Raw genomic sequence first — 25,433 nt, forward strand, 5'->3', positions numbered from 1 at the left:
GCTGGATAGGCAACGGCCCCGCCACGGGCGAGCCCGGCGTGGGCCTGCACAACCCCGGCTACGACTTCAACGACGACAACCTGGGGCGCGGCGCACGCTTCTGGGACCTGCTGGCGCGCCGCTGGCTGGAGCAGCCCAGGACCTGAACGCCGTCACACGCAGGCCCTTGCGCTGGCCCTCACGCGGGCTTTCACACGCCGGCAGGCGCACCCAGCTGCAGGTCCACCCACTCGACCGCCGGCAGGGGCCGGCCGTAGTGGTAGCCCTGGAACAGCACGTCCTGATTCCAGGCCCGCAGCGTGCCGGCCTGCTCTTCGGTCTCCACACCTTCGGCCACCACGCGCAGGCGCAGGCGTCTGGCCAGCAGCAGGATCGCCTCGACCATGGCGGCATTGCCCGGCGAGGTATGGCAGTCCTGCACAAAGGACTTGTCGATCTTGAGTTCACGGAACGGCAGCCGCTGCAGATAGGCCAGCGATGAATAACCGGTGCCGAAGTCGTCCAGCCCCATCTCCACGCCCAGCAGCTGCAGCTCGGCCATGCGCTCGCGCGCCTCGTCCACATCGCGCATGACCACGCTTTCGGTGACCTCCAGCGTGAGACGGCGCGGGTCGGCCCCGGTTGCGGCCAGGGTGCGCTTGAGCTTGTCCACCACGTCGGGCTGGCGGAACTGCCGCCAGCTGACGTTGACCGACAGCCGCCAGCCCTGCTGCACGAACTCGGGCCGCACCAGCATGCGGCAGGCCTGCTCCAGCATCCAGTCGCCCAGTTGCACGATCAGGTCCGATTCCTCGGCCACGGGAATGAAATCACCGGGCTCGACCATGCCCAGGCGCGGATGGTTCCAGCGTACCAGCACCTCGGCGCCCACACAGCGCCCCATGTGGTCCACCTGGGACTGCAGATAGGGCTGCAGCTCGCCGGCAGGAATGGCGCGGCGCAAGTCCTTTTCGATGCGAAAGCGCTTGCCCACGGCCTCGGCCATGTCGGGCTGGAAGATGACGACCTGGCCCAGCCCGGCCTGCTTGGCCTGGTGCAGGGCCACGCCCGCGCGGCGCAGCACATCGTGGCCACCGCTGTCGGTGCGCGAGGCGGCAAAGCTGGCCGCGCCAATGCTGCAGCTGGCCTGCACTTCCTCGCCGGTTTCCTCCAGCCACAGCGGCCGCTCCAGCGCGTCCTGCAGCACCTGGGCCAGGGCGCGCATGTGCTGATCGACCTCGGCCGCCTCCTGGCCGGCCTTCTCCAGCAGCACGGCGAATTCATCGGCGCCCATGCGGGCCAGCAGCACGCCGTCGGGCAGGGCATCGGCCAGGCGCAGCGCCAGCGCGCCCAGCAGCGCATCGCCGCGCACCGTGCCGCGCACATCGTTGAAGGCCGTGAAGCGGTCCATGTCCAGCAGCAGCAGGCCGTGGCGCGGCTCGCCGCCCTTGCCTCCCTCGCGGAATTCACGCGCCAGCGCGCGCAGGCGCTGGGTCAGCGACAGGCGGTTGGGCAGGCCGGTGAGCGCGTCGAAATGCGCCAGCGCATGGATCTGGCGTTCTGCGCGCATGCGCTCTGACAGGTCCTGCTTGAGTTCCACATAGTTGACGATGCTGCCGTCCGAGGCGCGTATGGGCGCCACCAGCACGGCCTCGGGCAGGTCCTCGCCCTGGCGCGTGCGGTTGGTCATCTGGCCGCGCCACAGCGCGCCCCGGCCCAGCTGGTGCAAGGCCTCTTCCCAGGCCGGCGCGTCCAGGCCCATGGTGGAGTAGCGGTGCGTGGGCTGGCCCAGGACCTCGTTGCGCGCAAAGCCGGTGCGCTGCAAGAAGGCCTCGTTCACGTAGACGATGTTCTGGTGCACGTCGGTGATGACGATGCTTTCGGGGTTCTGCTCCACGGCGCGGTAGAACTTGCGCAGATCGTCCTGGTGCTGCTCCAGCGAGCCCAGCGTGTCCTGCAGTTCCTGGGCACGGCGGATCAGGCTGCGCCTTGCCATCAGCGTGACCGTGCCCGTCAGCCCCAGCATGCCCACGAAGTACAGCATGGAGAACACGGGCGAGGTCTCGCGCTGGCCTATCCAGTCAACCCCCTCGCGGCCCGCCACCCAGAACGCGGCCATGGCCAGCACGGACAGCACCAGCATGGCCAGCGTGGTGCGCACGCCCAGCACCCAGGCGCACATGACGAGCAAGGCCGGAAAGGCCAGCACCGAGCTGCTTTGCACGCCGCCCGTGGCAGCCACCACGGTCACGGCTGCCACCCAGGTGCCCCAGACCAGAAGATTGGAGGCCAGCTTCCAGTGCCGGCGCCAGCCCAGCAGCACGGCGCCGAAGCTCACGCCGGCGGCAACCAGGTTCAGCCGCACGCTGGGCCAGGGAACGGGGTCCTGCGTCAGAAGCGCCATGGCCAGGAGCACGGTGAGGCTGGTGATCCATAGGCTGCCGACCAGAACGACCCGGCGCAGGGACAAATGGATTTCCGCCTCGACTCGATGACGCCGCATGAAAAAGCCCCAACAGAGAAAGAACACTCAACATGCTAGCGGTCGGCGCCGCCTGCGGCTGTGGTGGTTGTGCCACCGCCCCGGTCGGACGCCCTCTTGCACCAAACGGGGTATGCCGGCGCCGGCCGGCGGTGCCTCAGGGCGCGCTTTTGCGCTCGCGCGGGGGGCGCTTGCGCGCCTTGCTGGCGTCCTTGCGCGCCTGGCGCTCGGCATCGCGTTCCTGGCCCACGGCCAGCCACTGCGCGTATTCGTCGGGCGTCTCCAGCGTGATGCGGCCCAGGATTGCTCCGCGGAAATCCGTGAGCACCAGCTCGGCAGCTTTTTGCAGATTGACACGTCCGCCGCTCATCATGGCGCCGCGGCGCCGGCCGATGGCGTCCAGCAGTTCGTCGTCATGCAGGGCGGCAATGCGTTCGTTGTCCAGGCCCAGCTTGTAGCGCGCCTCCAGCAGGTCCGCGTAGTTCTTCTGCAGATAGCCCAGCAGCTCCAGCGCCACCAGTTCCTCGTCATAGGCGTTGCGGCCCACGGCGCCGCTGGCGGCCAGGTTGTAGCCGCTTTGCTCGACGATGATGCGCGGCCACAGCATGCCGGGCGTGTCCCAGAGGTAGAAGTCGTCGGCCAGCACGATGCGCTGCTCCAGCTTGGTGATGCCGGCCTCGTCCCCCGTCTTGGCCTGCCGCTTGCCGCTCATGGAGTTGATCAGCGTGGACTTGCCCACGTTGGGAATGCCGCAGATCAGCACGCGCATGGGCTTGGCCATGCCGCCACGGTTCGGGGCCAGCAGCTTGCAGGCCTCGATCAGCCGGCGCGTGGGCGCGGGCTCGGAAGCGTCCAGCGCAATGGCGCGCGTGTCGCTCTGGGCGTTGTACCAGTCCAGCCACAGCGGCGTGCGCGCGGCATCGGCCAGGTCCTGCTTGTTGAGCACCTGCAGGCGCGGCTTGTGGCCCGTCAGCTCCTGCAGCAGCGGGTTGCTGCTCGACCCCGGCAGGCGCGCATCCAGCACTTCGATGACCACATCGATTTCCTTGACGCGCTCGGTGATCACCTTGCGCGTGAGATTCATGTGACCGGGGAACCACTGTATGGCCATGGGATTACTTTCTGGGAAACGGGGGAACTGGCAGGGGCGCAAGGATAATTCATGGCTTGCGCAGACAGGATGGAACAGCGCGCTGCGCCCCAGCGCAAACCGCAGGCTTCATTCTTTCTTGCGCAAGCCGCAATTGTCCCCCGCTTTTACGCCCCGCCTCACTGCCTATGTCCTTGCCCGATACCCCCTCTTCCCGCTCCGCCTCGCGCAAGGCCGACATCGAACTGTTGATCAAGGGAGTGACCTGCGCCGTGATCGGCCTGGTGATTCTGCTGGCGCCGCAGTTCATGGCACCCGGGGGCATCGTGCAGATGATGGCCCAGTCGTACCTGGTCGGCTGGTTCGCCCTGCTGCTGGGTACGGCCTTCATCGTGCTGTTTGTGGTGCGCCGCAGCAAGGCGCGGCGCTGAGCATGGGGCAGGGCCCGCTGGAGCAGGCGCTGTCGCAGATCGGGCTTTGGCAGCAGCGCGCCCAGGCTGCAGGCATTGCACTGCGCCCGGCGCCGCCCCAGCCCACCAGTTGCTGCGGCCGCGGCTGCAACGGCTGCGTCTGGGAAGGCTTCTACGACGCCGTGCTGTTCTGGTGCGAGGATGCAGGCCAGGCCCTGAGCGGCGGACCTGGCTGAGGCACGGTCAACGCAGGTTCTCGGGCGACATGTAGCGCAGGCGCCATTCCTCGAAGGACAGCGTGTCTGCGGCCTCGATGTCGCGCTGGTCCTGCACGGACTGCGCCGACCATTGCTCGAAGCGCTGCTGCTGCGCCTGGCTCCAGGGCAGGGCCAGCAGCGAATCGCGGGCCTGCTCGGAACGGGCCAGCGTGAAGCGCGAGAAGCTGTTGCCGTACTCGCCCGTCAGCTCGTCCAGCACATGGGCCGACGGCGTGCGCTCGGGATGCTCCAGGCGCTCCAGCGCCTGGGCCAGCGCGGCACTGTAATCCTGCGTGCCGTGCGTGCTGTCCAGCGCCTGGGCATAGGGGCGGCACTGGTCCAGCACTTCATGGGCCCAGTCGCGCAGCGGCACCTCGCGGCCCGCGCGCACCAGTTGCAGGCCGGGCTCGCGGCCACGCTCGGCGGTCAGGTGCTGGTTGTGCTTGAGTTCGGCGATCTCGGCCGGCGTATCGGGCGGGCTGTCGGCATTCAGGCAGTGCAGCAGGAACACGTCCAGCATGCGCATGGTGGGGGCGGCAATGCCCACATCCTCGAAGGGATCGAGGTCCATCAGGCGCACTTCCACATACTCCACACCGCGCTCGCGCAGGGCATGCAGCGGGCGCTCGCCACGGCTGACGGTGCGCTTGGGGCGGATGGTGCCGTAGAACTCGTTCTCGATCTGCAGCAGACCCGTGCCCAGCTGGTTGTAGTCGCCGCCCGGATTGCGCACGCCCAGCATCTCGTAGGCCGGGTAGGGATGGGTCAGCGCCTCATGCAGCGAATTCGCATAGCCTTCCAGGCCGTTGTAGCTGACGTTGATGCTGGCCTGCGCATCGCTCTGGTAGCCCAGGCGGCCCATGCGCAGCGAGGTGGCATGGGGCAGGTACAGCGCCTGGCCCGTATTGCCCAGCGGCTTCAGGCCATGCTCGCGCCCCTCGACGAAACAGGGACACAGCGCGGGCGATGCGCCGTACAGATACAGCAGCACGAAGGCATGGCGCCGGAAGTTGCGGATCAGCGAGAAATACTGCTCGCTGGCCACGCCGGGCAGCGACCAGTTGTAGTGGATGCCCGAGATGGTCTGCATGCGCCGGCCGTAGCGGTGGCCCAGCCCCATGCGGTACACGCTCTTGGATCGACCCGAATGCGAGGAGCCATAGCGCGCCAGCGGAATCGTCTCGTCCGTGGGCAGTTGGCAGGGCATGCTGGACGACCACAGCATCTCGCCGCCCGCATCGCGCAGGCTGCGCAGCACGAACTGGTGGATCTGCACCAGCTCGTCCAGGCATTCCTGCACGCCCAGGCGCGCGCCCGTGATCAGCTCGATCTGCGATTCGCTGTAGTCGGTGGTGATGTGCGGATGCGTGAGCGCCGAGCCCAGTGCCAGGGGATGCGGCGTCAGCGCCAGGCTGCCGGAAGGCAGCACGCGCAGGCCCTCCTTTTCTATGCCACGGCGTATGCCCTTGAGCCGCTGGGGATCGGGAACCGCCATGGATGCCTGCGATGTTTTCATTCTTGTTTACCGATTCGTTGATGGGCACCGGCCCACACGGAAACCACCAGGATTCCCGGCGGACCCGACCCGGACGCCGAATGATAGAGAAACGGCAGGAAACGCGATGGCGCCTGTCCGCTTAACCACGCGTTTTGGCCTGTTGCCCCGCATGGCACCGCCGCGAGCGAAAGGAATATGTCAGAGTTTCGCCCTCCCGGCCGACCCGGCCTTGACGCCGGGCAAGGGCAGGCCGGCCAGCGGTGAAATCACTTGCCGGCCTCCGCTTCATCAACGGGCAGCGACCATGGCCTTGCCCACTTCCAGCGTACCCTGCGCGGCGCCGCTGGCGGGCACCTGTTCGCCGCTGCGGTCCAGCACCTGGGCCAGTTGCGCAGCCAGCTGCTCCGGCACCTGATCGCCCTGGCCCAGATACACGCCTTCGGTCAGCGTGATGAAGGCCGCCTCGAAGCCGCCCGCGCCTGCGCACAGCGTGGTACGTGTGGGCGCACTTTCGTGGGCCAGCACCAGCATGGCGGGCACCACGGCCTCGGGCTTGAGGGCGGCCAGCACGGCCTCTGGCATCAGGCCTTCGGTCATGCGTGTGGCCGCCGTGGGCGCCAGCGCATTCACATGGATGCCGTGCTTGGCGCCTTCGATCGCCAACGTCTGCATGAGGCCGACCTGGGCCAGCTTGGCCGCGCCGTAGTTGGCCTGGCCGAAGTTGCCATACAGGCCCGTGGACGAGGTGGTCATCACGATGCGCCCGTAGTTCTGCGCCTGCATGTGCGGCCACACGGCCTTGCAGCAATGCGCGGCGCCCATCAGGTGCACTTCCACCACCAAGCGGAAATCATCCATGTCCATCTTGGCGAAGCTCTTGTCGCGCAGGATGCCGGCGTTGTTGACCAGGATGTCCACGCGGCCCCAGGCATCGACGGCCTGCTGCACCATGGCCTGCACGGCCGCGAAATCGGTGACCGATGCGCCGTTGGCCAGCGCCTGGCCGCCCGCCGCGCGGATCTCGTCCACCACGGCCTGGGCCGCCGTGGCCGAGCCGCCGCTGCCATCCACCGCGCCGCCCAGATCATTGACCAGCACCTTGGCGCCGCGCGCCGCCAGCGCCAGCGCATGCAGACGCCCCAGGCCGCCGCCGGCCCCCGTCACGATGGCCACGCGGCCTTCAAACTCAATCGCCATGGAGATGCTCCCTTTGTTGCATTGGATGCCGGCTCCGCCCGCCGGATGGCAAGGCGCCGGTCACCCAGCAATGTAGACGGACGCCGCCTTCATTCCGGTTGCCCAAGCGACTGCGGCAGGGCCGCCAGCCTTGTCCCCACCATTGCGTGACAAGCCTGTGGACAACCATGTGCTGGCCCGGGACTGGTGACCCAAGCGGTTGTTTTGAATGGATTTTTTTCTTTTGCCTATTTTTTAATCAAATCCACAAGTCGTCTGCCCGACTTATCCCGTCTCACCCTGAACAATCTTGTGAACAACTTTCACAGCGGGCGGGATAAGCCACACAAGTCATTGATTCAAAAGGAAAACATGCAATCCGCTTAAAAAACAGGCAGAAGACCCCGGATTTTCGGGCCGCGTCCCGCTTATCCACCGCGCAACCCGCATGTACGCATTTACCCCCATTCGGACTGGACAAGCATGTGGACAAGCCGCCAAAAATGCCAAATTCGCAACATAAGTCATTGATTTGTCAAACAAGCCTGCCAATTGCTCAAAAAACAGGCAAACCTATGCTTCACAGCCGGACGCGTTCAAACGCCTTGCGACCCGCTCCCCTCACAGGCCTCATCTCGCGCATGCGCTGCAAGCGCCCCGCAGACGGCACCGGCAACCAGGGGAAAGACATAGACGCTGAGGGATTTGGGAAACGGCGTGCCGGAGGTCGCTGCAAAGCATGCCGCCAGCGCAGCGACACCGCTCACCGCACCCAGCACGGCGCCGAACTCCCTGGTGCTCAGTACCTGGAGCAGGCCCCTGAGAGGCCAGCCGACCACATAGATCACCCCCGCCAAAGCGGCAGGAACAGCTCCGATGCCATAGCCAAACAGGACGAGCAGCCAGTTCACCGACAGGATCGACGCACCGTCCGCACCCAGAAGCATCACGGTCAGCACGCCCACACCGGGACCGACCAGCAGGAAGACAACCACAGGCAGGAGGTAGGGCTTGATATGCATGGCGCCAAGCCTAGCGCACCGCCGACCGCTGACCGCTGTCCGGGAGACCCACCCCAACCCAGCCCCCTGGCGCCAGACATGGCCCGAGACAGGGTACAAACACCCTTCGCCCCACCGAATTGCTGATCCCCCCTGATTCCCCCTTGATAACCATGAGCCAGGACTCCCCCGCCTCCTCCCCTTTTGCCCCGCCCTTCTTCACCGCCCGCCTCACGCCCAGCGGCCTGCAGGTCGATGCCTGGGCCGACCAGCCGCTGCTGCATTCGCTGGAGCAGGGCGGCGTGGACTGGCCCAGTTCCTGCCGCAACGGCACCTGCCGCACCTGCATCGGGCAACTGGTCTCGGGCAGCGTGCGCTACGAGATCGAATGGCCGGGCGTGACGCGCGAGGAGCGGGCCGAGGGCTGCGTGCTGCCCTGCATCGCCTATCCCGAAGGCGATGTGGTGCTGCAGGACCCCGGCCCCTGAATCCGGCCAAAGCCCGCGCCGCCTGCGGCCGATGGCCGCTGGAATAGAATGTGCGCTTTCGCAAGGTCATTCCGGGTCATGCCGATTGCCGACAGCGGCTGCGCCGCGCCACACGTTCTTTGGAAGCCCACTTCTGACGCCTGCCAGGCCGAGGGAGCCGGCGCGTGTGCCGCGCCCCGTCCGCACGACCCGGCTCATCCAGAAGGCACTCCATGAACAACTCCACGTCCCCCGTGCCCATCTCGCCGGTGGAAGACATCATTGCCGACATGCGCGCGGGCCGCATGGTCATCCTCGTCGATGAGGAAGACCGCGAGAACGAAGGCGACCTGGTGCTGGCCGCCGACCATGTCACCCCCGAGGCGATCAACTTCATGGCGCGTTTCGGCCGCGGCCTGATCTGCCTGACGCTCACGCGCGAGCGCTGCGAATACCTGAAGCTGCCGCCCATGGCCGCGCGCAACGGCACCGTGTACAGCACGGCCTTCACCGTCTCCATCGAAGCGGCCGAGGGCGTGACCACCGGCATCTCCGCCGCCGACCGCGCGCGCACCGTGCAGGCCGCCGTGGCCAAGGACTCCAAGCCCACGGACCTGGTCCAGCCCGGCCACATCTTCCCGCTGCAGGCCGTCGACGGCGGCGTGCTCATGCGCGCCGGCCACACCGAGGCCGGCTGCGACTTCGCTGCCCTGGCCGGCTGCAGCCCCGCCGCCGTGATCTGCGAGATCATGAAGGACGACGGCACCATGGCCCGCCTGCCCGACCTGCAGCTGTTCGCTGCCGAGCACGGCCTGAAGATCGGCACCATTGCCGACCTGATCCAGTACCGCAGCCGCAACGAATCCCTGCTCAGCAAGGTCGGCACGCGCCCGCTGCAGACGGCGCATGGCGAGTTCATCGCCCATGCCTTCCGCGACCTGCCCAGCCAATCCGTGCACCTGGCCCTGGTCAAGGGCCAGTGGGAAGCCGACACCCCCGTGCCCGTGCGTGTGCATGAGCCGCTGTCCGTGCTGGATGCGCTGGAGACCGGCCGCACCCTGCACTCCTGGAGCCTGGACTCCAGCCTCGAATACATCGCCCGCCAGGGCCACGGCGTGGCCGTGCTGCTCAACTGCGGCGAGACCGGCGACCAGCTCATGGCCCAGTTCGACGGCAGCGCCCGTGCCGCCCAGGCTCCCGAGCGCGGCCGCATGGACCTGCGCACCTATGGCGTGGGCGCGCAGATCCTGCGCGAATGCGGCGTGCAGCGCATGCAGCTCATGGGCCAGCCGCGCCGCCTGCCCAGCATGGCCGGCTACGGCCTCGAAATCAGCGGCTACATCCCCAAGGAATAAGAAATGTTGAACGCAGAAAAGGGCCAGGCCCAGAACCTCGACGGCGCGCAGCTGCGCGTCGGCATCGTCCAGGCCCGCTTCAATGAAAGCATCACCAACAGCCTGACCCAGGCCTGCCGCGAAGAGCTGCTGGCCCTGGGCGTGCAGGCCGGAAACATCGACCACGTCACCGTGCCCGGCGCCCTGGAAGTGCCCGTGGCGCTGCAGGCGATGGCCGAGTCCGACCGCTACGACGCCCTGGTGGCGCTGGGCTGCATCATCCGTGGGGAGACATACCACTTCGAGCTGGTGGCCAACGAATCGGGCGCGGGTGTCACGCGCCTGGCCCTGGACTACCAGCTGCCGATCGCCAACGCGATCATCACCACCGAGAACACGGAGCAGGCCATCGCGCGCCAGACCGAAAAGGGACGCGACGCGGCCCGGGTCGCCGTGGAGATGGCCAACCTGCTCCAAACCATAGCCCGAACATGAGCGACGAACAATCCACACCGGCCTCGGGCCGCCCTCCCCGCCAAAGCCGCGGCGGCCTGACCAGCACCGGCGCGCGCAAGGCCGCCTCCAAGTCCAACCGCAGCCGTGCGCGTGAATTCGCGCTGCAGGCGCTGTACCAGCACCTGGTGGGCGGCAACGACGTGGAGGCCATCGACCGCTTCACGCGCGACCTGTCCGGCTTTCACAAGGCCGACTCGGTGCACTACGACGCGCTGCTGCGCGGCTGCATCAACTCCCAGGTGGACCTGGACGCGCTGATCGCCCCCAAGCTGGACCGCACCATGGCCGAGATCTCGCCCATCGAGCACGCCAGCATGTGGATCGGCGTGTATGAATTCCAGCACTGCCCCGACGTGCCCTGGCGCGTGGTGCTCAACGAGTGCATCGAGCTGGCCAAGGAATTCGGCGGCACCGACGGCCACAAATACGTGAACGCCGTGCTCAACGGCCTGGCGCCCACGCTGCGCGCGGCCGAAGTCGAGCATGACCGTGCGGGCAAGGGCTCCGCGCCCGCGCAGCCCGCCGCCAAGGCAGACACGGCCACCGACGCGGCAGCAGATGCCGCCACGGACGCAGCAGCAGACGACGCTGCCGACCAGGCCGCCGGCTGACGCCGCGCCTCGGGTCTTCGGGGCACAGGCCCCGCCGCATCCGGCCATCCATGGCCCGCCCGCGCCTGCCGGGCGCGGGCGCCTCTTCCAGGATTTCACCCGTCATGAAGTTTTCGACCCGCGCCGACCGCATTGAGCCCTTTTACGTGATGGAGATCGCCAAGGCGGCGCAGGAGATGGCGCGCGGCTGCGCGGACAGCGACACGCCGATGATCTTCCTGAACATCGGCGAGCCCGACTTCACCGCCCCCCCGCTGGTGCAGGAGGCCGCAGCGCGCGCCGTGCAGGACGGCGCCACGCAGTACACGCCGGCCCTGGGCCTGCCCCAGCTGCGCGAGCGCATCAGCCACTGGTATGCGCAGCGCTTCGGCGTGGATGTGCCGGCGCGGCGCATCGTGGTCACGGCCGGCGCCTCGGCCGCGCTGCAGCTGGCCTGCCTGGCGACCATCGACGCGGGCGACGAAATCCTCATGCCCGACCCCAGCTATCCCTGCAACCGCCACTTCGTGAGCGCAGCCGAAGGCCGGGCCGTGATGGTGCCGACCACGGCAGCCGAACGCTACCAGTTGAGCGCCGACAAGGTCGAGGCCGCCTGGAACGAGCACACGCGCGGCGTGCTGCTGGCCTCGCCCTCCAATCCCACCGGCACCTCGATTGCGCCGGCCGAGCTGCGCCGCATCCTCGACGTGGTGCGCGCCCGGGGCGGGCTGACCATCATCGACGAGATCTACCTGGGCCTGTCGCATGACGACGCCTTCGGCCAGACCGCGCTGGCGCTGGGCGAGGACGTGATCAGCATCAACAGCTTCAGCAAGTACTTCAACATGACGGGCTGGCGCCTGGGCTGGATGGTGGTGCCCGAGGCCATGGTGCCCGTGGTCGAGCGCGTGGCGCAGAACCTCTTCATCTGCGCCAGCACCGTCTCGCAGCGCGCCGCCCTGGCCTGCTTCGAGCCCGAGTCCATTGCCGAGTACGAGCGCCGCCGCGCCGAATTCAAGGCCCGGCGCGACTTCTTCATCCCTGCGCTCGAGGCCCTGGGCCTGCCCGTGCCTGTGCAGCCCGACGGCGCCTTCTACGCCTGGGCCGACTGCCGTGCCGCTGCCGCCAAGCTCGGCGTCCAGGGCAGCTGGGACTTTGCCTACGCCGTCATGGAGCGCGCCCACCTGGCCATCACGCCGGGCCGCGACTTCGGCACGTTCGAGACCGCCGACTTCGTGCGCTTTTCCACGGCCAACTCCATGGAACAGCTGCAGGAGGCCGTGCGCCGCCTGCAGCGCCTGCTGGCCTGAGGGCCGCCGCACATGGCCTTCGAATTTCCCATCCGCGTCTACTGGGAGGACACCGATGCCGGCGGCATCGTGTTCTACGCCAACTATCTGAAGTTCTTCGAGCGTGCCCGCACCGAGTGGCTGCGTGCCCTGGGCATAGGCCAGCAGCAGTTGCGGGAACAAACGGGCGGCATGTTTGTCGTAACCCAGGCCCAGCTGCAATACCTGCGGGCGGCCCGGCTCGATGACCAACTCCTTGTTACCGCCGAGCTGCAAAGCAGCGGGCGCGCTTCGCTGACAATACGGCAGCAGGCGCTGCTGGCATCCGCCGGCGATGGCAATGCGCCGCCGCCCCTGTTGTGCGAAGGCACGATCCGCATTGGATGGGTGGATGGCTCGACCATGCGCCCCGCAAGAATTCCGAACCGCATCCTGGAGCAACTCTCATGAACTCCCATGACATGTCCATACTCAGCCTCGTGCTGCAGGCCAGCTGGGTCGTGCAGCTGGTCATGCTGATCCTCGTGGGCGCCTCGGTGGCCAGCTGGGCCACCATCTTCCGCAAGTCGCAGACCTTGAAGCGCGTGCGCTCGCTCAACGACGGCTTCGAGCAGGACTTCTGGTCGGGCACCAGCCTCAACGACCTCTACGCCTCGGCCGCCCACCATGCCAAGCAGGGCGGCCCCATGGAACGCATCTTCGCCAGCGGCATGCGCGAGTACCAGAAGCTGCGCGAGCGCCGCATCGCCGATGTGAACCAGTTGATGGACGGCACCCGCCGCGCCATGCGCGCCAGCTTCCAGCGCGAGATGGACGAGGTCGAGTCGGGCCTGTCCTTCCTGGGCACCGTGGGTTCGGTCTCTCCCTACATCGGCCTGTTCGGCACCGTCTGGGGCGTGATGCACGCCTTCACCGGCTTTGCCAACATGGAGCAGATCACGCTGGCCACCGTGGCCCCCGGCATTGCCGAGGCGCTGGTGGCCACGGCCATGGGCCTGTTCGCCGCCATCCCGGCCGTCACGGCCTACAACCGCTATGCCCACCAGATCGACCGCGTGGCCAGCCAGCAGGAAACCTTCATCGAAGAGTTCTCCAACATCCTGCAGCGCAACGTGGGTGCGACCGGCTCCAGCACCCCGTCCGGCCATTGAAGTCGCTCAAAGCCAGCAAGGAGTGAGCACATGCCCGCAGTAGCCTCGCGCGGCGGCCGCAGCCGCCGCACCGTCAACGAGATCAACATGGTGCCCTTCATCGACGTGATGCTGGTGCTGCTCATCATCTTCATGGTGACGGCCCCCATGCTCACGCCGGGCTCCATCAACGTGCCCAGTGCCGGCAAGGCCGCGCGCACGCCCCCGAAGCGCGCCGACGTGATGATCGACAAGGACGGCGGCATCCGCATCAAGGCCGGCAGCACCGACAAGACCGTCACGCTCAAGGAGCTGGGCGCAGCCGCCAGGAGCTGGCAGGACCAGCAAAGCGACGACAGCGCCGTGCTGATTTCGGCGGACAAGAAGCTGCCCTTCGAGACCGTGATGGCCGCCATGTCGGCCCTGCAGTCGGCCGGCGTCAAGCGCGTGGCCTTCGGCGTCAAGTCCTCCCAGTAAGCAGCGCCGCCCGCCTTCGATCCCATGCCCAACCTGCAAGACCACGACCAGTTCGCACCGCCGCGCACGCGCGGCCGCACGCGCTCGTGGGCCCTGGCCGCGGCAGCGCACGGGCTGCTCGTGGCCGCCATGCTGTGGACCGTGCGCCCCCCGAAGCAGGCCGACGAGCCCATGGTCGAGGCCGAGTTCTGGTCCACGGCCGCACCCGCTCCCGCCCTGCCCGTGCCTGCGCCACCGCCGCCACCTGCACCCGAGCCTGTTCCCCAGCCGCCACCGCCGCCGCCCGCGCCCGTGATTGCACCGCCCCCACCTCCCAAGCCGCAGGCCGTGGACGACGACCACGAGGCCGAGATCGCGCTGGAGAAGAAGCGCAAGATCGAGCAGCAAAAGAAGGAGCGCGCCGAACAGGCCGCCCGTGAGCAGCGCGAAAAGGAACGCCAGGAGCGCCTGGACAAGGAAAAGGCCGACAAGGCGGCCAAGGACAAGGCCGAGCGCGAGAAGGCGGAAAGAGCCGAGAAGGACCGCCGCGACAAGCTCGAGCAGCAGAAAAAGGACAAGGCCGAGCAGGACCGCAAGGACCGCCTGGAGCAGCAAAAGAAGGACAAGGCCGAAAAGGAAAAGGCGGACAAGGAAAAAGCCGCCAAGGACAAGGCCGAGCGCGAGAAGGCCGAGAAGGCCGACAAGGAAAAGGCCGCCAAGGCCGAAGCCGAGAAGAAGGCCGCCGAGGACAAGCGCAAGAAGGAACAGGCCGCCAAGGAAGCCCGCGAGGCCAAGGAAGCCGAGGCACGCCGCCTGGAGAACATCCGCCGCATGCAGGGCCTGGCCGGCAGCGGCGGCTCGGCCGGCGAAGGCGCCGGTGGCAGCAAGAGCGGTGGCTCGGGCAGCTCGGCCGGAGGCCCCTCGGCCGGCTATGGTGCCAAAGTGGCCGCGCGCGTCAAGCCCAACATCGTCTACCCGGACGCCATCAGCGGCAATCCGCGGGCCGAGGTGCGCGTGCGCACCGCGCCCGATGGCACCATCACCGGCGCCACCATCGCCAAGTCCAGCGGCAACAAGGCCTGGGACGATGCCGTCATCCGCGCGCTGCAAAAGACCGAGACGCTGCCGCGCGACATCGATGGCCGCGTTCCTTCGGACCTGGTCATCGGATTCCGCCCGCAGGACTGAACGGGCACAGGCCCTTCATCAAAAAGCCCCGCCGGTACCTGCCTGCGGGGCTTTTTCCATCTTGCGTTGTATGCAATCCGCCACGCGCCTGCGACTTCGCTTGCGGCACCGGCCGCTTGTCCCTAGCATCCCCGTCTTTGCCGCATTCGCGGCACCCGTCCACCATCGCAAAGGAGAGAACCCATGTCCCATTCGACACGTCCCTTTGCAGTCGTGCACGCTTGAAGCCCTAGCGCCTCCAGGCCACGCTGCAGACCTGATTCCCGGCCCCGCAAGAGGCCCGGCTTTCGGCTGCGCGTGCGCTTTTCCTGATGCCTGTCCATCGAGCTTGCGGCGACTGCCCATTGCGCATTCCGCATCTGCCGGAATGTGCCCCAAGCACTCGATCGAAAGCCATTCATGGGCAATTCCCTTTCGGACACCTACATTGAGGTGTTCGCCAACCGCGGCGTCTGGATTGAAGACGCCGCCATCCAGCAACTTCAAACAACGGCCCGCAACCTGGCCGGCATGCGCGCCGCCGTGGGCCTGCCCGACCTGCACCCGGGCCGGGGCTACCCGGTAGGGGCGGCCTTCTTTTCCGTGGGCCGCTTCTACCCGGCCCTGGTCGGCGGCGACATCGGCTGCGGCATGTCGCTGTACAGCACGGAGCTGGCGGCGCACAAGACCTCGGCCCCCAAGCTGGAAAAGGCGGTGGGCAACATCGACGGCCCCCTGCCCCAGGAACTGCTGGAGGCCGTTGACATGCAGCAGCTGGAGCACATCGCCCAGGCCAGCGGCGTGGCCGACCTGGCGTATCTGCAGGACAGCCTGGGCACCATTGGCGGCGGCAACCACTTTGCCGAACTGCAGGTGGTGGACACGCTGTACGAGGACGGCGCGCTCGACAGGAAACGCGTGCACCTCATGGTGCACAGCGGCTCGCGCGGGCTGGGGGGCGCCATCCTGCGCGCCCATGTGGAAGCCTTCAGCCACGACGGCCTGGCTGCCAGCAGCGATGCCGCCACGCAGTACCTGCGCCAGCACGCGGCCGCCATCGCCTTCGCCCAGCTCAACCGCGCCAGCATTGCGGCACGCCTGCTGCGCGCCCTGCGCACGCGCGGCCAGGCCTTGCTGGACATCACCCACAACCACGTGATCGCCCACCACTGGCGCGGCGAGGACGGCTTCTTGCACCGCAAGGGCGCCACGCCGGCCGACCACGGGCTGGTGGTGATCCCGGGTTCGCGCGGCGACTACAGCTATCTTGTGCGGCCCGTGGCCGGGCGTGACGAGGCGCTGCACTCGCTGGCACATGGCGCGGGCCGCAAGTGGGCACGCGCCGATTGCATGGGCCGCCTGCGCCCGCGCTTCACGCTGGACGAGCTGCTGCGCACAAAATTCGGCAGCGCCGTGGTCTGCGCCGACCGCGAACTGGTCTACGAGGAGGCCCCCCAGGCCTACAAGGACGTGGACTCCGTCGTCGCCAGCCTGCAGGAAGCCGGCCTGGTGCAACTGGTGGCGCGGCTGCGCCCCCTGCTGACCTACAAGAAGGGAGCCATGCAATGCTGCTGATCCAGCTGACCGCATCCCACGGCCCCGCCGAGTGCGAGCATGCCGTGCGCCTGACCCTGCGCGAGCTGCTGCGCGACTGCGCCGCCAGCGGCATCGCCGTGGACGTGCTGGAAGAAACACCCACGCCGGCCGGCTACAAGTCCGTGCTGCTGCGCTGCGAGGGCGACACCGGCCTGCTTCACGGCACGCTGGGCGCCTGGCTGGGCACCATCCAGTGGGTCTTCGACAGTCCCCTGCGGCCCCATCACCCGCGCAGGAACTGGTTCGTGGCCGTGCAGAAGTGCGAGCCGCCCCGGCAATTGCCGGCCGATGGCGAAATCGTCTTCCAGGCCTGCAAGGCCTCGGGCAAGGGCGGCCAGCATGTCAACACCACGGACTCCGCCGTCCATGCCCTGCATGTGCCCAGCGGGATCTCGGTGAAGGTCATGAGCGAGCGCAGCCAGCACGCCAACAAGCGGCTGGCGCGCGAGCTGCTGGCCCTGAAGCTGGCGCGCCTCAACGCGCAGGGCGAGGGCCAGGCCCGGCGCACGCGCAGCCAGCAGCACTGGGAGGTGGAGCGCGGCAGCCCCGTGAAGGTGTTCCGCGCCTGAACGCCCCGGGGCTAGCCCCTGGCGCACATGTAGAGACCCAGGGCCAGCAGGCCCAGCATCAGCACGCGCTTGAAAACCTGGGGCGACAGCGACTGGCGCAGCCGCTCGCCCCAGGCCATGCCGGTCAGGGCGGGCAGCAGCATCAGTGCGGAAACCAGGGCCGTGGCCCCCCAGCCCGTCCAGGACGAAGCGGCATGGCCCGGCCCCTGCGCCAGCGCCATGCCCGCGCCCAGCGCCAGCGTGGACACCGTGAAGCACAGGCCCATGGCCTGCATCAGCGCCTGCCGGCCCAGCGCCAGCGATTGCAAAAAGGCCACGGCCGGCACCACGAACACGCCGGTCAACGCCGTGATCCCGCCCGTCAACAGACCGCACAACAGGCCCAGCCAGGCCTGATGCCTCTGCGGCAACTGCAGGCCCGGTCCCCACAGGCCCCACAGGGCATAAATAACCAGGGCCACGCCCAGCGCCGTGCGCGCCACGGCGGCCTCGCCCACCGGGCCCCACCACAGCATGCCGCCCACCGTGCCCGCGACAATGCCCAGCTGCATCCAGCCCAGGCGCCGCAGCAGAGGCCGCAGCGATGGCATGGGCCGCATCTGCACCACATTGGTCACCAGGGACGGCAGCAACAGCCAGGCCGCCGCCTGCCCGGCCGGCATGAACAGCGCCAGCAGCGCCATGGACACCGTGGGCAGGCCCAGGCCCACCACTCCCTTGACGACACCGGCCAGCCCGAACACGGCCACCGCCGCCGCCAGCACCCACCACGCATCCCACATCACGGCCACCCTGCACTTTCACTGACCTGGCTCAGGCCTTTCCTGAACCTCATGGCGCCATGCTCGCGCACCACCGCAGGGATCACAATCGGGAATCTTCAAACCAAGGCTCAGGCATGGCCTGATCCTTCAGCACCATAGTCCATGCGATTCGACCTCACCGACCTGCAGCTGTTCGTCCACATCCTCGACTGCGGCACGCTCACGGCGGCGGCCGGGCGCGCGCACATGACCCTGGCCTCGGCCAGCGAGCGCGTGCGCGGCATGGAGGCGCAACTGGGCTGCGCCCTGCTCGCGCGCCAGGCGCGCGGCGTGCGGCCCACGGCGGCCGGCCACACGCTGGGCCAGCATGCGCGTGACGTTCTGGCCCGGATGCAACGCCTGCGCGGCGACATGGCCGAGTACGGCGCGGGCCTGGCCGGGCATGTGCGCGTATGCGGCAACACCTCGGCCGTGAGCGAGCACCTGCCGCTGGCCGTGGCCGGATTCCTGCGCGGCCATCCGCGCGTGGCGCTGGAGCTGCAGGAATGCCGCAGCGCCGAAGTGCTGGACCGGCTGCGCCAGGGCCTGTGCGACATCGGCGTGGCCAGCGATGCCCAGGACCTGCGCGGCCTGCAGGCCACGCCCTGGCGCCCCGACCCGCTGGTGGCCGTGCTGCCGCGTGCCCACCGCCTGGCCCGGCGCAAGCGGCTGGCCTTGCAGGACCTGCTAACCGAAGACTGGGTAGGCCTGCCGCACGATGCCGCCCTGCAAGTGCTGGTGCGCCAGCAGGCCGCCTTGCTGGGAGGGCCGTCGGAAGGGCAGTTGCGCTGGCGCGCCCAGCTGCAGCACCTGGATAGCATCTGCCAGCTGGTGGGCCAGGGCGTGGGCGTGGCCGTCATGCCCGCCGCCGCCGCGCAGCGCCTGGCCCCGGCCAGCGGCGCCCGCGCCGTGCCCTTGAGCGATGCCTGGGCCCGGCGCCAGCTGCTGCTGTGCACGGCCCGGGAAGACCAGTTGCCCGCCCATGCAAGGCAGTTGCTGGTGCATCTGAAGGGACTGGGCCTGGCGGAGCCATAGCGAACCGTGTTGGAAAGCGCGATGCGGGACAATACGGGGATCATGACCCTCAAAGCCCCCGAACTGCTGCTGCCGGCCGGCTCGCTCGACAAGATGCGTGCGGCCTACGACTTTGGCGCCGACGCCATCTACGCCGGGCAACCCCGCTACAGCCTGCGCGCACGCAACAACGAATTCCGCCTCGAACAGATCGCCCAGGGCATCTCCGAGGCGCATGCGCGGGGCAAGAAATTCTTCGTCACCAGCAACCTGATCGCCCACAACGACAAGGTGCGCACCTATATCCGCGACATCGAGCCCGTGATCGAGTGCAAGCCCGACGCGCTGATCATGGCCGACCCCGGCCTGATCATGATGGTCAAGGAAAAGTGGCCCGAGACCGAGGTCCATCTCTCGGTGCAGGCCAACACCACCAACTGGGCCACGGTGAAGTTCTGGCAGAAGGCCGGCGTCTCGCGCATCATCCTGTCGCGCGAGCTGTCGCTGGACGAGATCGAGAAGATCCGCCAGGAATGCCCGGACATGGAGATCGAGGTCTTCGTGCACGGCGCGCTGTGCATCGCCTACTCGGGCCGCTGCCTGCTGTCGGGCTACTTCAACCGGCGCGATCCCAACCAGGGCACCTGCACCAATGCCTGCCGCTGGGACTACAAGACGCATGACGCGGCGGTGGACCCCAACACCGGCGAGGCCCTGGCCCAGACCATGGAGCAGGACTTCAGCTTCGAGAAGGCCCGCGAGGAAGCCGACAGCCAGTTCACCAGCACCTGCGGCGACGGCGCACGCCACCCCAAGGCCGAGCAGGTCTACCTGCTGGAGGAAAAGGGCCGCCCCGGCGAGCTGATGCCCATCATGGAAGACGAGCACGGCACCTACATCATGAACTCCAAGGACCTGCGTGCCGTGGAGCATGTGGAGCGTCTGGTGAAGATCGGCGTGGACTCGCTCAAGATCGAGGGCCGCACCAAGAGCCTGTACTACGTGGCCCGCACGGCCCAGGTCTACCGCCGCGCCATCGACGATGCCGTGGCCGGCCGCCCCTTCAACCCGCACCTGATCACCGAGCTCGAAGGCCTGGCCAACCGCGGCTACACGGGCGGCCTGCTGGAGCGCCGTCCCTCGCAGGACTACCAGAACTACGAGACCGGCCACTCGGTGCTGCAGCGCAGCCACTTCGTGGGCGAGGTGCGCAGCTATGCCGACGGCATGGCCGAGGTGGAGACCAAGAACCGCTTCTCGGTGGGCGATACGCTGGAGATCATCCACCCGCAGGGCAACCGCCAGGTGCTGCTGGAGAAGATGTTCAACCTCGACGGCGAACCCGTGCAGGTCGCCCAGGGCAACCCGATCCGCGTGCGCATTCCGCTGGATGCGCCGGCCGAGGGTGCGCTGATCTCGCGCCTGCTGTGAAGCCGGGGCGCAGGCCGCCCTGCCCTCCTTGCCCGTGATTTTTTCCTGGCGGCTGTCCAGGGCCATTGCTGCAATGGCCCGGAGCGGCCGCCGTTCCTTTCATTCCTCATTTCTGCACTGCCATGGACATCGTCGTCAACGAAGAACTCAAGGCCTACATCGACCCGCTGACCCCCGATGAACTCGACGCGCTGGAGCGCAGCATCGTGGCCGAAGGCTGCCGCGACGCGCTCGTGCTCTGGAACGACCTGCTCATCGACGGCCACAACCGCTACGCCATCTGCCAAAAGCACGGCCTGCCCTTCAACACCGTGCAGGCCACGCAGTTCAAGAACATGGACGACGTGCACCTGTGGATGATCGACCAGCACCTGGGCCGCCGCAGCGTGTCCGACTTCCAGCGCGGCGTGCTGGCGCTGCGCAAGCGCGAGATCATTGCCACGCGCCGCTCGGCCGCCGCCGCTGCCGTGATGGCCGCCAAGGCCGATGCGCCCCAGGCCGAGGGTGAAGCCCCCTGGGAAGGCGAGACCGACCCCGTGGTCGCTGCCGCCCTGGCCAGCGTGGCCAAGGTGCCCGACGAGGCCCTGGACACGCGCGAGGCCCTGGCCCGCGTGGCCCGCCTGTCCAGCAGCCAGGTCAAGCTGATCGAGACCATCCAGCAAAAGGCCGCGCCCGAAGTGGTGGCCGCCGTGCGCTCGGGCGACATCTCGCTGAGCACCGCCGCCGTGGTGGCCAGCCTGCCCGTGGACGAGCAGCAGGCCGTGGCCGCCGCAGGCGCCGACGAACTCAAGCAGGCCGCCAAGCGCGTGCGCGATGCCAAGAAAAAGCCCAAGGCCGCCAAGCCCGAAGCCGACACGGCCGACGGCGAAGGCGCGGCCGTGACCGCCTCGCCCGAGGAACTGCAGCAACGCGTGAACGAACTCGAAGCCGAGAACGAGCGCCTGCGCCAGCAGATCAAGGCGCTGCAGGAACTGCTGGCCGAGCAAGGCTGAAGCGGCGCCCGCACCCAAGCACGCACGCCGCCATGACGCGCTACCAGGAGCTGGCCGACGATATCGAGGCATCCATCACCGCAGGCGTTCTGTGCCCAGGTGACAAGCTGCCCTCGGTGCGCCAGACCAGCGAGCGGCGCGGCGTCAGCGCCTCCACGGTGTTCCAGGCCTACTACCTGCTGGAGGCGCGCGGCCTGGTGCGCGCGCGCGAGCGATCGGGCTACTTCGTGGCCCAGCGCCCGCGCAGCGCGCCGCCCGAGCCCACCGAGCCGTCTTCGCCCGAGGGCGACAGCTTTGCCGTGGTCGATGTGAGCGAGCGCGTGTTCGAGGTGCTGGAGTCGGCCATGGACCGCGATGTCGTGCCCCTGGGCTCGGCCTTTCCCTCGCCGGGCCTGTTCCCGCTGCGCCGCCTGGGCCAGTGCCTGGCGCATGCCGCGCGCGAGGCAGACCCGCGCAGCGCCATCGACGACCTCACGCCCGGCAGCCTGGCGCTGCGCCGCCAGATCGCACGCCGCTACCTGGCCGACGGCCTGGCGCTGACGCCGGCCGATCTGGTCATCACCAACGGTGCGCTGGAGGCTCTGAACCTGTGCCTGGCCGCCGTCACGCGGCCCGGCGGCGCCGTGGTCATCGAATCGCCCTGCTTCTATGGTGCGCTGCAGGCGCTGGAGCGCATGGGCCTGTCGGCCATCGAAGTGCCCACCCATCCGGGCGAGGGCATGGACCTGGCTGCGCTGGAGGCAGCACTGCAGCGCCACCGGCCCCAGGCCATCTGGCTGATGACCTGCTTTCAGAACCCGCTGGGCAGCCTCATGCCCGAAGCGCGCAAACGCGCACTGGTGGAGCTGGTCACGCGCCACCGCGTGCCGCTGATCGAAGACGATGTGTACGGCGAGCTGTACTTCGGCGAGCGCCGCCCGCCGCCGGCCAAGACCTTCGACACCGAAGGCTGGGTGCTGCACTGCAGCTCGTTCTCCAAATGGCTGGCGCCGGGCTGGCGCACGGGCTGGGCCGCGCCGGGGCGCTTCACGCGCGCCGTGGCCCGGCAAAAGCTCACCACCACGCTGGCCACGAATGCACCCACCCAGCAGGCGCTGGCCGACTACCTGGAAAGCGGCGGCGCAGACCGCCACCTGCGCCGCCTGCGCCAGAGCCTGGCCCTGCAGCGGGACCACATGGCATCGGCCATTGCCCGCCACTTTCCACAAGGCACGCGGGCCACGCGGCCCGAGGGCGGCTACTTCATGTGGATAGAGCTGCCGCCGTACTGCAATGCGCTGGCCCTGCACCGCGCGGCGCTGGCGCGCGGCATCAGCGTGGCGCCGGGGCCGATCTTCTCGGCCTCGCAGGCCTTCGGCCACTGCCTGCGGCTGAACTACGGCCATGACTGGAGCGACGAGACCGGGCAGGCCCTGGCCACGCTGGGCGAGCTGGCCCGCGCAATGCAGCCCCATCCAACAGCAAAAGCAGCAAGGTAAGCGCCCGCTGCGCTGGCAGCACCTGCTGCGCTGTAGCGCACGGGCAACGCGGCCCGGCACAGCTGCTGTCAGCCTGGTGCAAGCTGGATGATTCTCATTTAGACTCGCACCCCGAACCGGCATCGCCGCCATGCATGCTGACCGGTCCTTGTCTCCTGCTTCCGCCTCGCCCGCCGCCACGCGTCCTGCAGCCTGCCAGCCGACCCTTCAGCGCTGCACCAATCCCAGAGGCACAAAGGAAGTTTTCCATGGTTTCCAGCAATCACTGCGCCACGCTCACACGCTGCGCGGCCGCTGTCGCCGCCGCCCTGCTGTCGCTGCAGGCGTCGGCACAGGCGCCATCCCCCGCCACCACCGCACCCGAGGCCGGCCTGTCCGCCATCACCGTCACGGGCAACTGGCTGGACAACCCCACCGAGGAAAAGGTGCTGGACCATGCCGGCGCGCGCACCATCGTCGAACGGGCGCGCATCGAGGAAACCGGCTCCTCCAGCCTGCGCGACGTGCTGCGCCTGGTGCCCGGCGTGCAGGTGCAGGACAGCAACGGCACGGGCGGCAGCGATGTGTCGCTGAACATCGGCGTGCGAGGCCTGACCGCGCGCCTGTCGCCGCGCTCGTATGTGCTGATGGACGGCGTGCCCGTCTCCTACGCGCCCTACGGCCAGCCCCAGCTGTCGCTGGCGCCCGTGTCGCTGGGCAACCTGGAGTCGGTGGATGTGATCCGCGGCGCGGGCTCGGTGCGCTACGGCCCCCAGAACGTGGGCGGCATCATCAACTTCGTCACGCGCGCCATTCCCAAGACCTTCGCGGCCGAGGCCTCGGTGGGCACCGAGATCTACAGCCACGGCGGCAATGCCAAGACCACGCCCAGCCTGTTCGTGGGCGGCACCAACGAATCCGGCCTGGGCCTGGCCCTGCTGTACTCGGGCACGCATGGCGACGGCTGGCGCGCAGGCAATGACAAGACCGACATCGACGACATCCTGCTCAAGGGCGCCTACCGCATCTCGGCCCAGGACGACATCGCCGTCTCGCTGCACCACTTCGAGGGCTCGGGCCGCATGCCCGGCGGCCTGACCACGGCGCAGTACGCGGCCGACCCGTTCCAGTCCACGCGCTCCTACGACAGCTTCGACGGCCGCCGCACCGATGCCTCGTTCAAGTACAACCACAAGGACGGGCGCAACAACTTCGAGGTGCTGGGCTACTACGTGGACTCGTTCCGCGGCAGCTACATCGAGCAGGACAACGCCAACCAGCGCCGCCTGACGGCCGCGCCGCGCAGCTACCACTACTTCGGCATCGAGCCGCGCTACTCGCGCCTGTTCGAGACCGGCTCCGTGGTGCAGGAAGTCAGCGTGGGCTACCGCTACCTCAAGGAAAGCAGTTCCGAAGTGGCGCTGCGCACCGCCTACTACAACCCCGCCACCATGGCCAACGCCATGGCGCTGCCGATCACGCCCTACCAGACCAGCCAGGGCGGCACCACGGCCCATGCCTTCTACATCGATGACCGCATCGACATCGGCAACTGGACCATCACGCCCGGCGTGCGCTACGAACGCATCAACTCCTTCAACAACGTCAGCAACCTGGGCGCCGATGGCAGCACCGTCACCAGCCAGCTGTTCCCCAAGGCTGATGCAAGCGAGTTCCTGCCCACGCTGTCCGTGCTCTACCGCATGAATGCGCAGTGGTCGCTGTTCGCCAACGCGGGCAAGTCCTTCGGCCCGCAGCAGTACGCGCAGCTGGCCCAGACCGAGCGCGGCCTGCATCCCGAATCGGCCAAGACCTATGAGGTGGGCACGCACTACAACAGCCCGGCGCTGAACGCCGAGCTGACGCTGTTCAACATCGACTTCGACAAGGAACTGCTGCTGACCCGCGTGGGCGTGGACGGCATCTGGACCGACCTGGGCGCCACGCGCCACCGCGGCATCGAGTCCTCGCTGCGCTACGACCTGGGCCAGTGGAATGCCGCGCTCAAGGGGCTGACGGCGGGTGTGTCCTATACCTATACCGAGGCTGTCTCGCGCGCTGGCGATTTCGCGGGGCGCGACCTGCCGCTGTACTCGCGCCACACGGGCCAGCTGTGGGCGCGCTATGCGCTGGGGCAGTGGACGCTGAATGCGGACCTGGCCGCGCAATCGAAGCAGCGCTCTCCGGGGTCGGGCACGCAGTATGTGACGCAGGAAGATGCTGCGGGGCGGCTGGGCGATATTCCCGGGTTTGCGACCGTGGGCCTGCGTGCGGGCTATGACTTTGGCAAGTCGCTGAGCAATCTGCGGGTGGCCGTGGGGGTCAAGAATCTGTTCGATCGCAGGTACTACACGCGGTCTACGGATAACAACGGAGGCAAGTATGTGGGGATGCCTCGGACGTTGTATGTGCAGGGGACGTTGCCGTTCTGAGGCTTTGGTTTACGTGGGTCTGTTTTTGACCCTGCCGGGTGGTATTTTTCTGAGGCCGGGTCTCGGCCCGGCGGCCGACCTCCTTTTCTTTGATTCGTCAAAGAAAAGGAGGCAAAAGAAAGACGACCCGAATGTCCGCGACCCCTTCGCTGCGCTGCGGGGCAACCTGCGTCGGGCCGCCTGCGGGGTTCGCCGCAGAACTCACTGCGCGCTGCGCGCTCCGTTCAGACAACTGCGGCGAGTCGGTTGACGAAGCAGTCCTGTCCTTCGGCAGGACTGCAACCCCGCAGGCGGCCC

At 68.2% G+C, this 25,433-nt stretch carries 25 protein-coding genes and 1 pseudogene; 19 read left to right on the forward strand and 7 right to left on the reverse strand.

From position 1 onward, the window contains the following. Positions 1–146 (forward strand): annotated as a pseudogene (locus ACM14_RS32590) (amidohydrolase); the annotation flags it as partial. A gap of 44 nt (positions 147–190) precedes the next feature. Here the strand turns inward: ACM14_RS32590 and ACM14_RS27540 are convergent. After that, positions 191–2,482, reverse strand: coding sequence for a bifunctional diguanylate cyclase/phosphodiesterase (locus tag ACM14_RS27540; RefSeq protein ID WP_063326740.1), 2,292 nt, complete (start codon positions 2,480–2,482; stop codon positions 191–193). 136 nt (positions 2,483–2,618) lie between these two features. Next, entirely contained in the window at positions 2,619–3,572 is a 954-nt protein-coding gene (ylqF, locus tag ACM14_RS27545) for a ribosome biogenesis GTPase YlqF (protein WP_012204393.1), read from the reverse strand. A 167-nt stretch (positions 3,573–3,739) separates the two neighbouring features. Here ylqF and ACM14_RS27550 point away from each other — a divergent pair, with 167 nt between their 5' ends. Next, positions 3,740–3,982 (forward strand): hypothetical protein, encoded by a 243-nt coding sequence (locus ACM14_RS27550; RefSeq protein ID WP_043823769.1) that lies wholly within the window; start codon positions 3,740–3,742, stop codon positions 3,980–3,982. 2 nt (positions 3,983–3,984) lie between these two features. Continuing rightward, on the forward strand, positions 3,985–4,197 hold the full coding sequence (locus tag ACM14_RS27555; RefSeq protein ID WP_065347912.1) for an oxidoreductase-like domain-containing protein: 213 nt from the start codon (positions 3,985–3,987) through the stop codon (positions 4,195–4,197). A gap of 7 nt (positions 4,198–4,204) precedes the next feature. Here the strand turns inward: ACM14_RS27555 and gshA are convergent, their stop codons facing one another. From gshA to ACM14_RS27570, 3 genes are all read right to left on the reverse strand, one after another. Next, on the reverse strand, positions 4,205–5,734 hold the full coding sequence (gene gshA, locus ACM14_RS27560) for a glutamate--cysteine ligase (RefSeq protein ID WP_065347913.1): 1,530 nt from the start codon (positions 5,732–5,734) through the stop codon (positions 4,205–4,207). A 270-nt stretch (positions 5,735–6,004) separates the two neighbouring features. Further along, positions 6,005–6,913, reverse strand: coding sequence for an SDR family NAD(P)-dependent oxidoreductase (locus ACM14_RS27565; RefSeq protein WP_065347914.1), 909 nt, complete (start codon positions 6,911–6,913; stop codon positions 6,005–6,007). A 575-nt stretch (positions 6,914–7,488) separates the two neighbouring features. Continuing rightward, positions 7,489–7,914 carry a hypothetical protein gene (locus ACM14_RS27570; RefSeq protein WP_065347915.1) on the reverse strand — a complete coding sequence of 142 codons (426 nt, stop codon included), beginning with the start codon at positions 7,912–7,914 and terminating at the stop codon, positions 7,489–7,491. A gap of 152 nt (positions 7,915–8,066) precedes the next feature. On the opposite strand from ACM14_RS27570, the gene ACM14_RS27575 reads away from it, so the two are divergent. The 11 genes from ACM14_RS27575 (at position 8,067) to prfH (ending at position 17,007) form a co-directional block, all read left to right on the forward strand. Then, positions 8,067–8,381 (forward strand): 2Fe-2S iron-sulfur cluster binding domain-containing protein, encoded by a 315-nt coding sequence (locus tag ACM14_RS27575; protein ID WP_013803407.1) that lies wholly within the window; start codon positions 8,067–8,069, stop codon positions 8,379–8,381. A 212-nt stretch (positions 8,382–8,593) separates the two neighbouring features. Further along, on the forward strand, positions 8,594–9,715 hold the full coding sequence (ribBA, locus tag ACM14_RS27580) for a bifunctional 3,4-dihydroxy-2-butanone-4-phosphate synthase/GTP cyclohydrolase II (protein ID WP_013803408.1): 1,122 nt from the start codon (positions 8,594–8,596) through the stop codon (positions 9,713–9,715). A 3-nt stretch (positions 9,716–9,718) separates the two neighbouring features. Beyond that, positions 9,719–10,189, forward strand: a complete 471-nt coding sequence (ribH, locus tag ACM14_RS27585; RefSeq protein WP_012204386.1) for a 6,7-dimethyl-8-ribityllumazine synthase — start codon at positions 9,719–9,721, stop codon at positions 10,187–10,189. Then, positions 10,186–10,821: a transcription antitermination factor NusB gene (nusB, locus tag ACM14_RS27590; RefSeq protein ID WP_013803409.1), complete on the forward strand. Its 636-nt coding sequence runs from the start codon at positions 10,186–10,188 to the stop codon at positions 10,819–10,821. Before ribH ends, nusB begins: the two co-directional genes overlap by 4 nt. Before the next feature lie 104 nt (positions 10,822–10,925). Beyond that, entirely contained in the window at positions 10,926–12,110 is a 1,185-nt protein-coding gene (locus ACM14_RS27595) for a pyridoxal phosphate-dependent aminotransferase (protein ID WP_043796416.1), read from the forward strand. 12 nt (positions 12,111–12,122) lie between these two features. Further along, positions 12,123–12,539, forward strand: coding sequence for a tol-pal system-associated acyl-CoA thioesterase (gene ybgC / locus ACM14_RS27600; protein WP_016450455.1), 417 nt, complete (start codon positions 12,123–12,125; stop codon positions 12,537–12,539). After that, positions 12,536–13,240 (forward strand): protein TolQ, encoded by a 705-nt coding sequence (gene tolQ / locus ACM14_RS27605; protein ID WP_012204382.1) that lies wholly within the window; start codon positions 12,536–12,538, stop codon positions 13,238–13,240. Before ybgC ends, tolQ begins: the two co-directional genes overlap by 4 nt. A 30-nt stretch (positions 13,241–13,270) precedes the next feature. Continuing rightward, positions 13,271–13,696 carry an ExbD/TolR family protein gene (locus ACM14_RS27610; protein ID WP_012204381.1) on the forward strand — a complete coding sequence of 142 codons (426 nt, stop codon included), beginning with the start codon at positions 13,271–13,273 and terminating at the stop codon, positions 13,694–13,696. Between the two features lie 24 nt (positions 13,697–13,720). Next, on the forward strand, positions 13,721–14,863 hold the full coding sequence (gene tolA, locus ACM14_RS27615) for a cell envelope integrity protein TolA (protein ID WP_065347916.1): 1,143 nt from the start codon (positions 13,721–13,723) through the stop codon (positions 14,861–14,863). 399 nt (positions 14,864–15,262) lie between these two features. After that, positions 15,263–16,417: an RNA ligase RtcB family protein gene (locus ACM14_RS27620; RefSeq protein ID WP_065347917.1), complete on the forward strand. Its 1,155-nt coding sequence runs from the start codon at positions 15,263–15,265 to the stop codon at positions 16,415–16,417. Further along, complete coding sequence (prfH, locus tag ACM14_RS27625; RefSeq protein WP_012204378.1) at positions 16,408–17,007, forward strand: peptide chain release factor H; 600 nt, start codon at positions 16,408–16,410, stop codon at positions 17,005–17,007. The genes ACM14_RS27620 and prfH overlap by 10 nt, the downstream gene beginning before the upstream one ends. 11 nt (positions 17,008–17,018) lie before the next feature. Here prfH and ACM14_RS27630 read toward each other — a convergent pair whose 3' ends face one another. After that, complete coding sequence (locus ACM14_RS27630) at positions 17,019–17,789, reverse strand: TSUP family transporter (RefSeq protein WP_065347921.1); 771 nt, start codon at positions 17,787–17,789, stop codon at positions 17,019–17,021. Between the two features lie 144 nt (positions 17,790–17,933). On the opposite strand from ACM14_RS27630, the gene ACM14_RS27635 reads away from it, so the two are divergent. From ACM14_RS27635 to ACM14_RS27655, 5 genes are all read left to right on the forward strand, one after another. Continuing rightward, on the forward strand, positions 17,934–18,845 hold the full coding sequence (locus ACM14_RS27635; protein ID WP_065347918.1) for a LysR family transcriptional regulator: 912 nt from the start codon (positions 17,934–17,936) through the stop codon (positions 18,843–18,845). A 21-nt stretch (positions 18,846–18,866) separates the two neighbouring features. After that, positions 18,867–20,255 carry a tRNA 5-hydroxyuridine modification protein YegQ gene (gene yegQ / locus ACM14_RS27640; protein WP_012204375.1) on the forward strand — a complete coding sequence of 463 codons (1,389 nt, stop codon included), beginning with the start codon at positions 18,867–18,869 and terminating at the stop codon, positions 20,253–20,255. 122 nt (positions 20,256–20,377) lie between these two features. Next, positions 20,378–21,247 (forward strand): plasmid replication/partition related protein, encoded by an 870-nt coding sequence (locus ACM14_RS27645; RefSeq protein ID WP_065347919.1) that lies wholly within the window; start codon positions 20,378–20,380, stop codon positions 21,245–21,247. Between the two features lie 32 nt (positions 21,248–21,279). After that, positions 21,280–22,725, forward strand: a complete 1,446-nt coding sequence (locus tag ACM14_RS27650) for a PLP-dependent aminotransferase family protein (protein WP_065347920.1) — start codon at positions 21,280–21,282, stop codon at positions 22,723–22,725. 248 nt (positions 22,726–22,973) lie between these two features. Continuing rightward, positions 22,974–25,136 (forward strand): TonB-dependent siderophore receptor, encoded by a 2,163-nt coding sequence (locus ACM14_RS27655; RefSeq protein ID WP_043825908.1) that lies wholly within the window; start codon positions 22,974–22,976, stop codon positions 25,134–25,136. A 97-nt stretch (positions 25,137–25,233) separates the two neighbouring features. Here the strand turns inward: ACM14_RS27655 and ACM14_RS32310 are convergent. Further along, on the reverse strand, positions 25,234–25,433 hold a 200-nt coding region (locus tag ACM14_RS32310; protein ID WP_217491971.1), incomplete at its 5' end, for a hypothetical protein.

The organism is Delftia sp. JD2 (assembly GCF_001682645.1).
GTDB lineage: Bacteria > Pseudomonadota > Gammaproteobacteria > Burkholderiales > Burkholderiaceae_C > Comamonas > Comamonas acidovorans.

What these genes read in the sequence shown, in the direction of transcription:
- ACM14_RS27540 (WP_063326740.1), bottom strand. Translation starts at nt 2,482, where the DNA reads ATGCGGCGTCATCGAGTCGAGGCGGAAATCCATTTGTCCCTGCGCCGG.
- ylqF (WP_012204393.1), bottom strand. Translation starts at nt 3,572, where the DNA reads ATGGCCATACAGTGGTTCCCCGGTCACATGAATCTCACGCGCAAGGTG.
- ACM14_RS27550 (WP_043823769.1), top strand. Translation starts at nt 3,740, where the DNA reads ATGTCCTTGCCCGATACCCCCTCTTCCCGCTCCGCCTCGCGCAAGGCC.
- ACM14_RS27555 (WP_065347912.1), top strand. Translation starts at nt 3,985, where the DNA reads ATGGGGCAGGGCCCGCTGGAGCAGGCGCTGTCGCAGATCGGGCTTTGG.
- gshA (WP_065347913.1), bottom strand. Translation starts at nt 5,734, where the DNA reads ATGAAAACATCGCAGGCATCCATGGCGGTTCCCGATCCCCAGCGGCTC.
- ACM14_RS27565 (WP_065347914.1), bottom strand. Translation starts at nt 6,913, where the DNA reads ATGGCGATTGAGTTTGAAGGCCGCGTGGCCATCGTGACGGGGGCCGGC.
- ACM14_RS27570 (WP_065347915.1), bottom strand. Translation starts at nt 7,914, where the DNA reads ATGCATATCAAGCCCTACCTCCTGCCTGTGGTTGTCTTCCTGCTGGTC.
- ACM14_RS27575 (WP_013803407.1), top strand. Translation starts at nt 8,067, where the DNA reads ATGAGCCAGGACTCCCCCGCCTCCTCCCCTTTTGCCCCGCCCTTCTTC.
- ribBA (WP_013803408.1), top strand. Translation starts at nt 8,594, where the DNA reads ATGAACAACTCCACGTCCCCCGTGCCCATCTCGCCGGTGGAAGACATC.
- ribH (WP_012204386.1), top strand. Translation starts at nt 9,719, where the DNA reads ATGTTGAACGCAGAAAAGGGCCAGGCCCAGAACCTCGACGGCGCGCAG.
- nusB (WP_013803409.1), top strand. Translation starts at nt 10,186, where the DNA reads ATGAGCGACGAACAATCCACACCGGCCTCGGGCCGCCCTCCCCGCCAA.
- ACM14_RS27595 (WP_043796416.1), top strand. Translation starts at nt 10,926, where the DNA reads ATGAAGTTTTCGACCCGCGCCGACCGCATTGAGCCCTTTTACGTGATG.
- ybgC (WP_016450455.1), top strand. Translation starts at nt 12,123, where the DNA reads ATGGCCTTCGAATTTCCCATCCGCGTCTACTGGGAGGACACCGATGCC.
- tolQ (WP_012204382.1), top strand. Translation starts at nt 12,536, where the DNA reads ATGAACTCCCATGACATGTCCATACTCAGCCTCGTGCTGCAGGCCAGC.
- ACM14_RS27610 (WP_012204381.1), top strand. Translation starts at nt 13,271, where the DNA reads ATGCCCGCAGTAGCCTCGCGCGGCGGCCGCAGCCGCCGCACCGTCAAC.
- tolA (WP_065347916.1), top strand. Translation starts at nt 13,721, where the DNA reads ATGCCCAACCTGCAAGACCACGACCAGTTCGCACCGCCGCGCACGCGC.
- ACM14_RS27620 (WP_065347917.1), top strand. Translation starts at nt 15,263, where the DNA reads ATGGGCAATTCCCTTTCGGACACCTACATTGAGGTGTTCGCCAACCGC.
- prfH (WP_012204378.1), top strand. Translation starts at nt 16,408, where the DNA reads ATGCTGCTGATCCAGCTGACCGCATCCCACGGCCCCGCCGAGTGCGAG.
- ACM14_RS27630 (WP_065347921.1), bottom strand. Translation starts at nt 17,789, where the DNA reads ATGTGGGATGCGTGGTGGGTGCTGGCGGCGGCGGTGGCCGTGTTCGGG.
- ACM14_RS27635 (WP_065347918.1), top strand. Translation starts at nt 17,934, where the DNA reads ATGCGATTCGACCTCACCGACCTGCAGCTGTTCGTCCACATCCTCGAC.
- yegQ (WP_012204375.1), top strand. Translation starts at nt 18,867, where the DNA reads ATGCGGGACAATACGGGGATCATGACCCTCAAAGCCCCCGAACTGCTG.
- ACM14_RS27645 (WP_065347919.1), top strand. Translation starts at nt 20,378, where the DNA reads ATGGACATCGTCGTCAACGAAGAACTCAAGGCCTACATCGACCCGCTG.
- ACM14_RS27650 (WP_065347920.1), top strand. Translation starts at nt 21,280, where the DNA reads ATGACGCGCTACCAGGAGCTGGCCGACGATATCGAGGCATCCATCACC.
- ACM14_RS27655 (WP_043825908.1), top strand. Translation starts at nt 22,974, where the DNA reads ATGGTTTCCAGCAATCACTGCGCCACGCTCACACGCTGCGCGGCCGCT.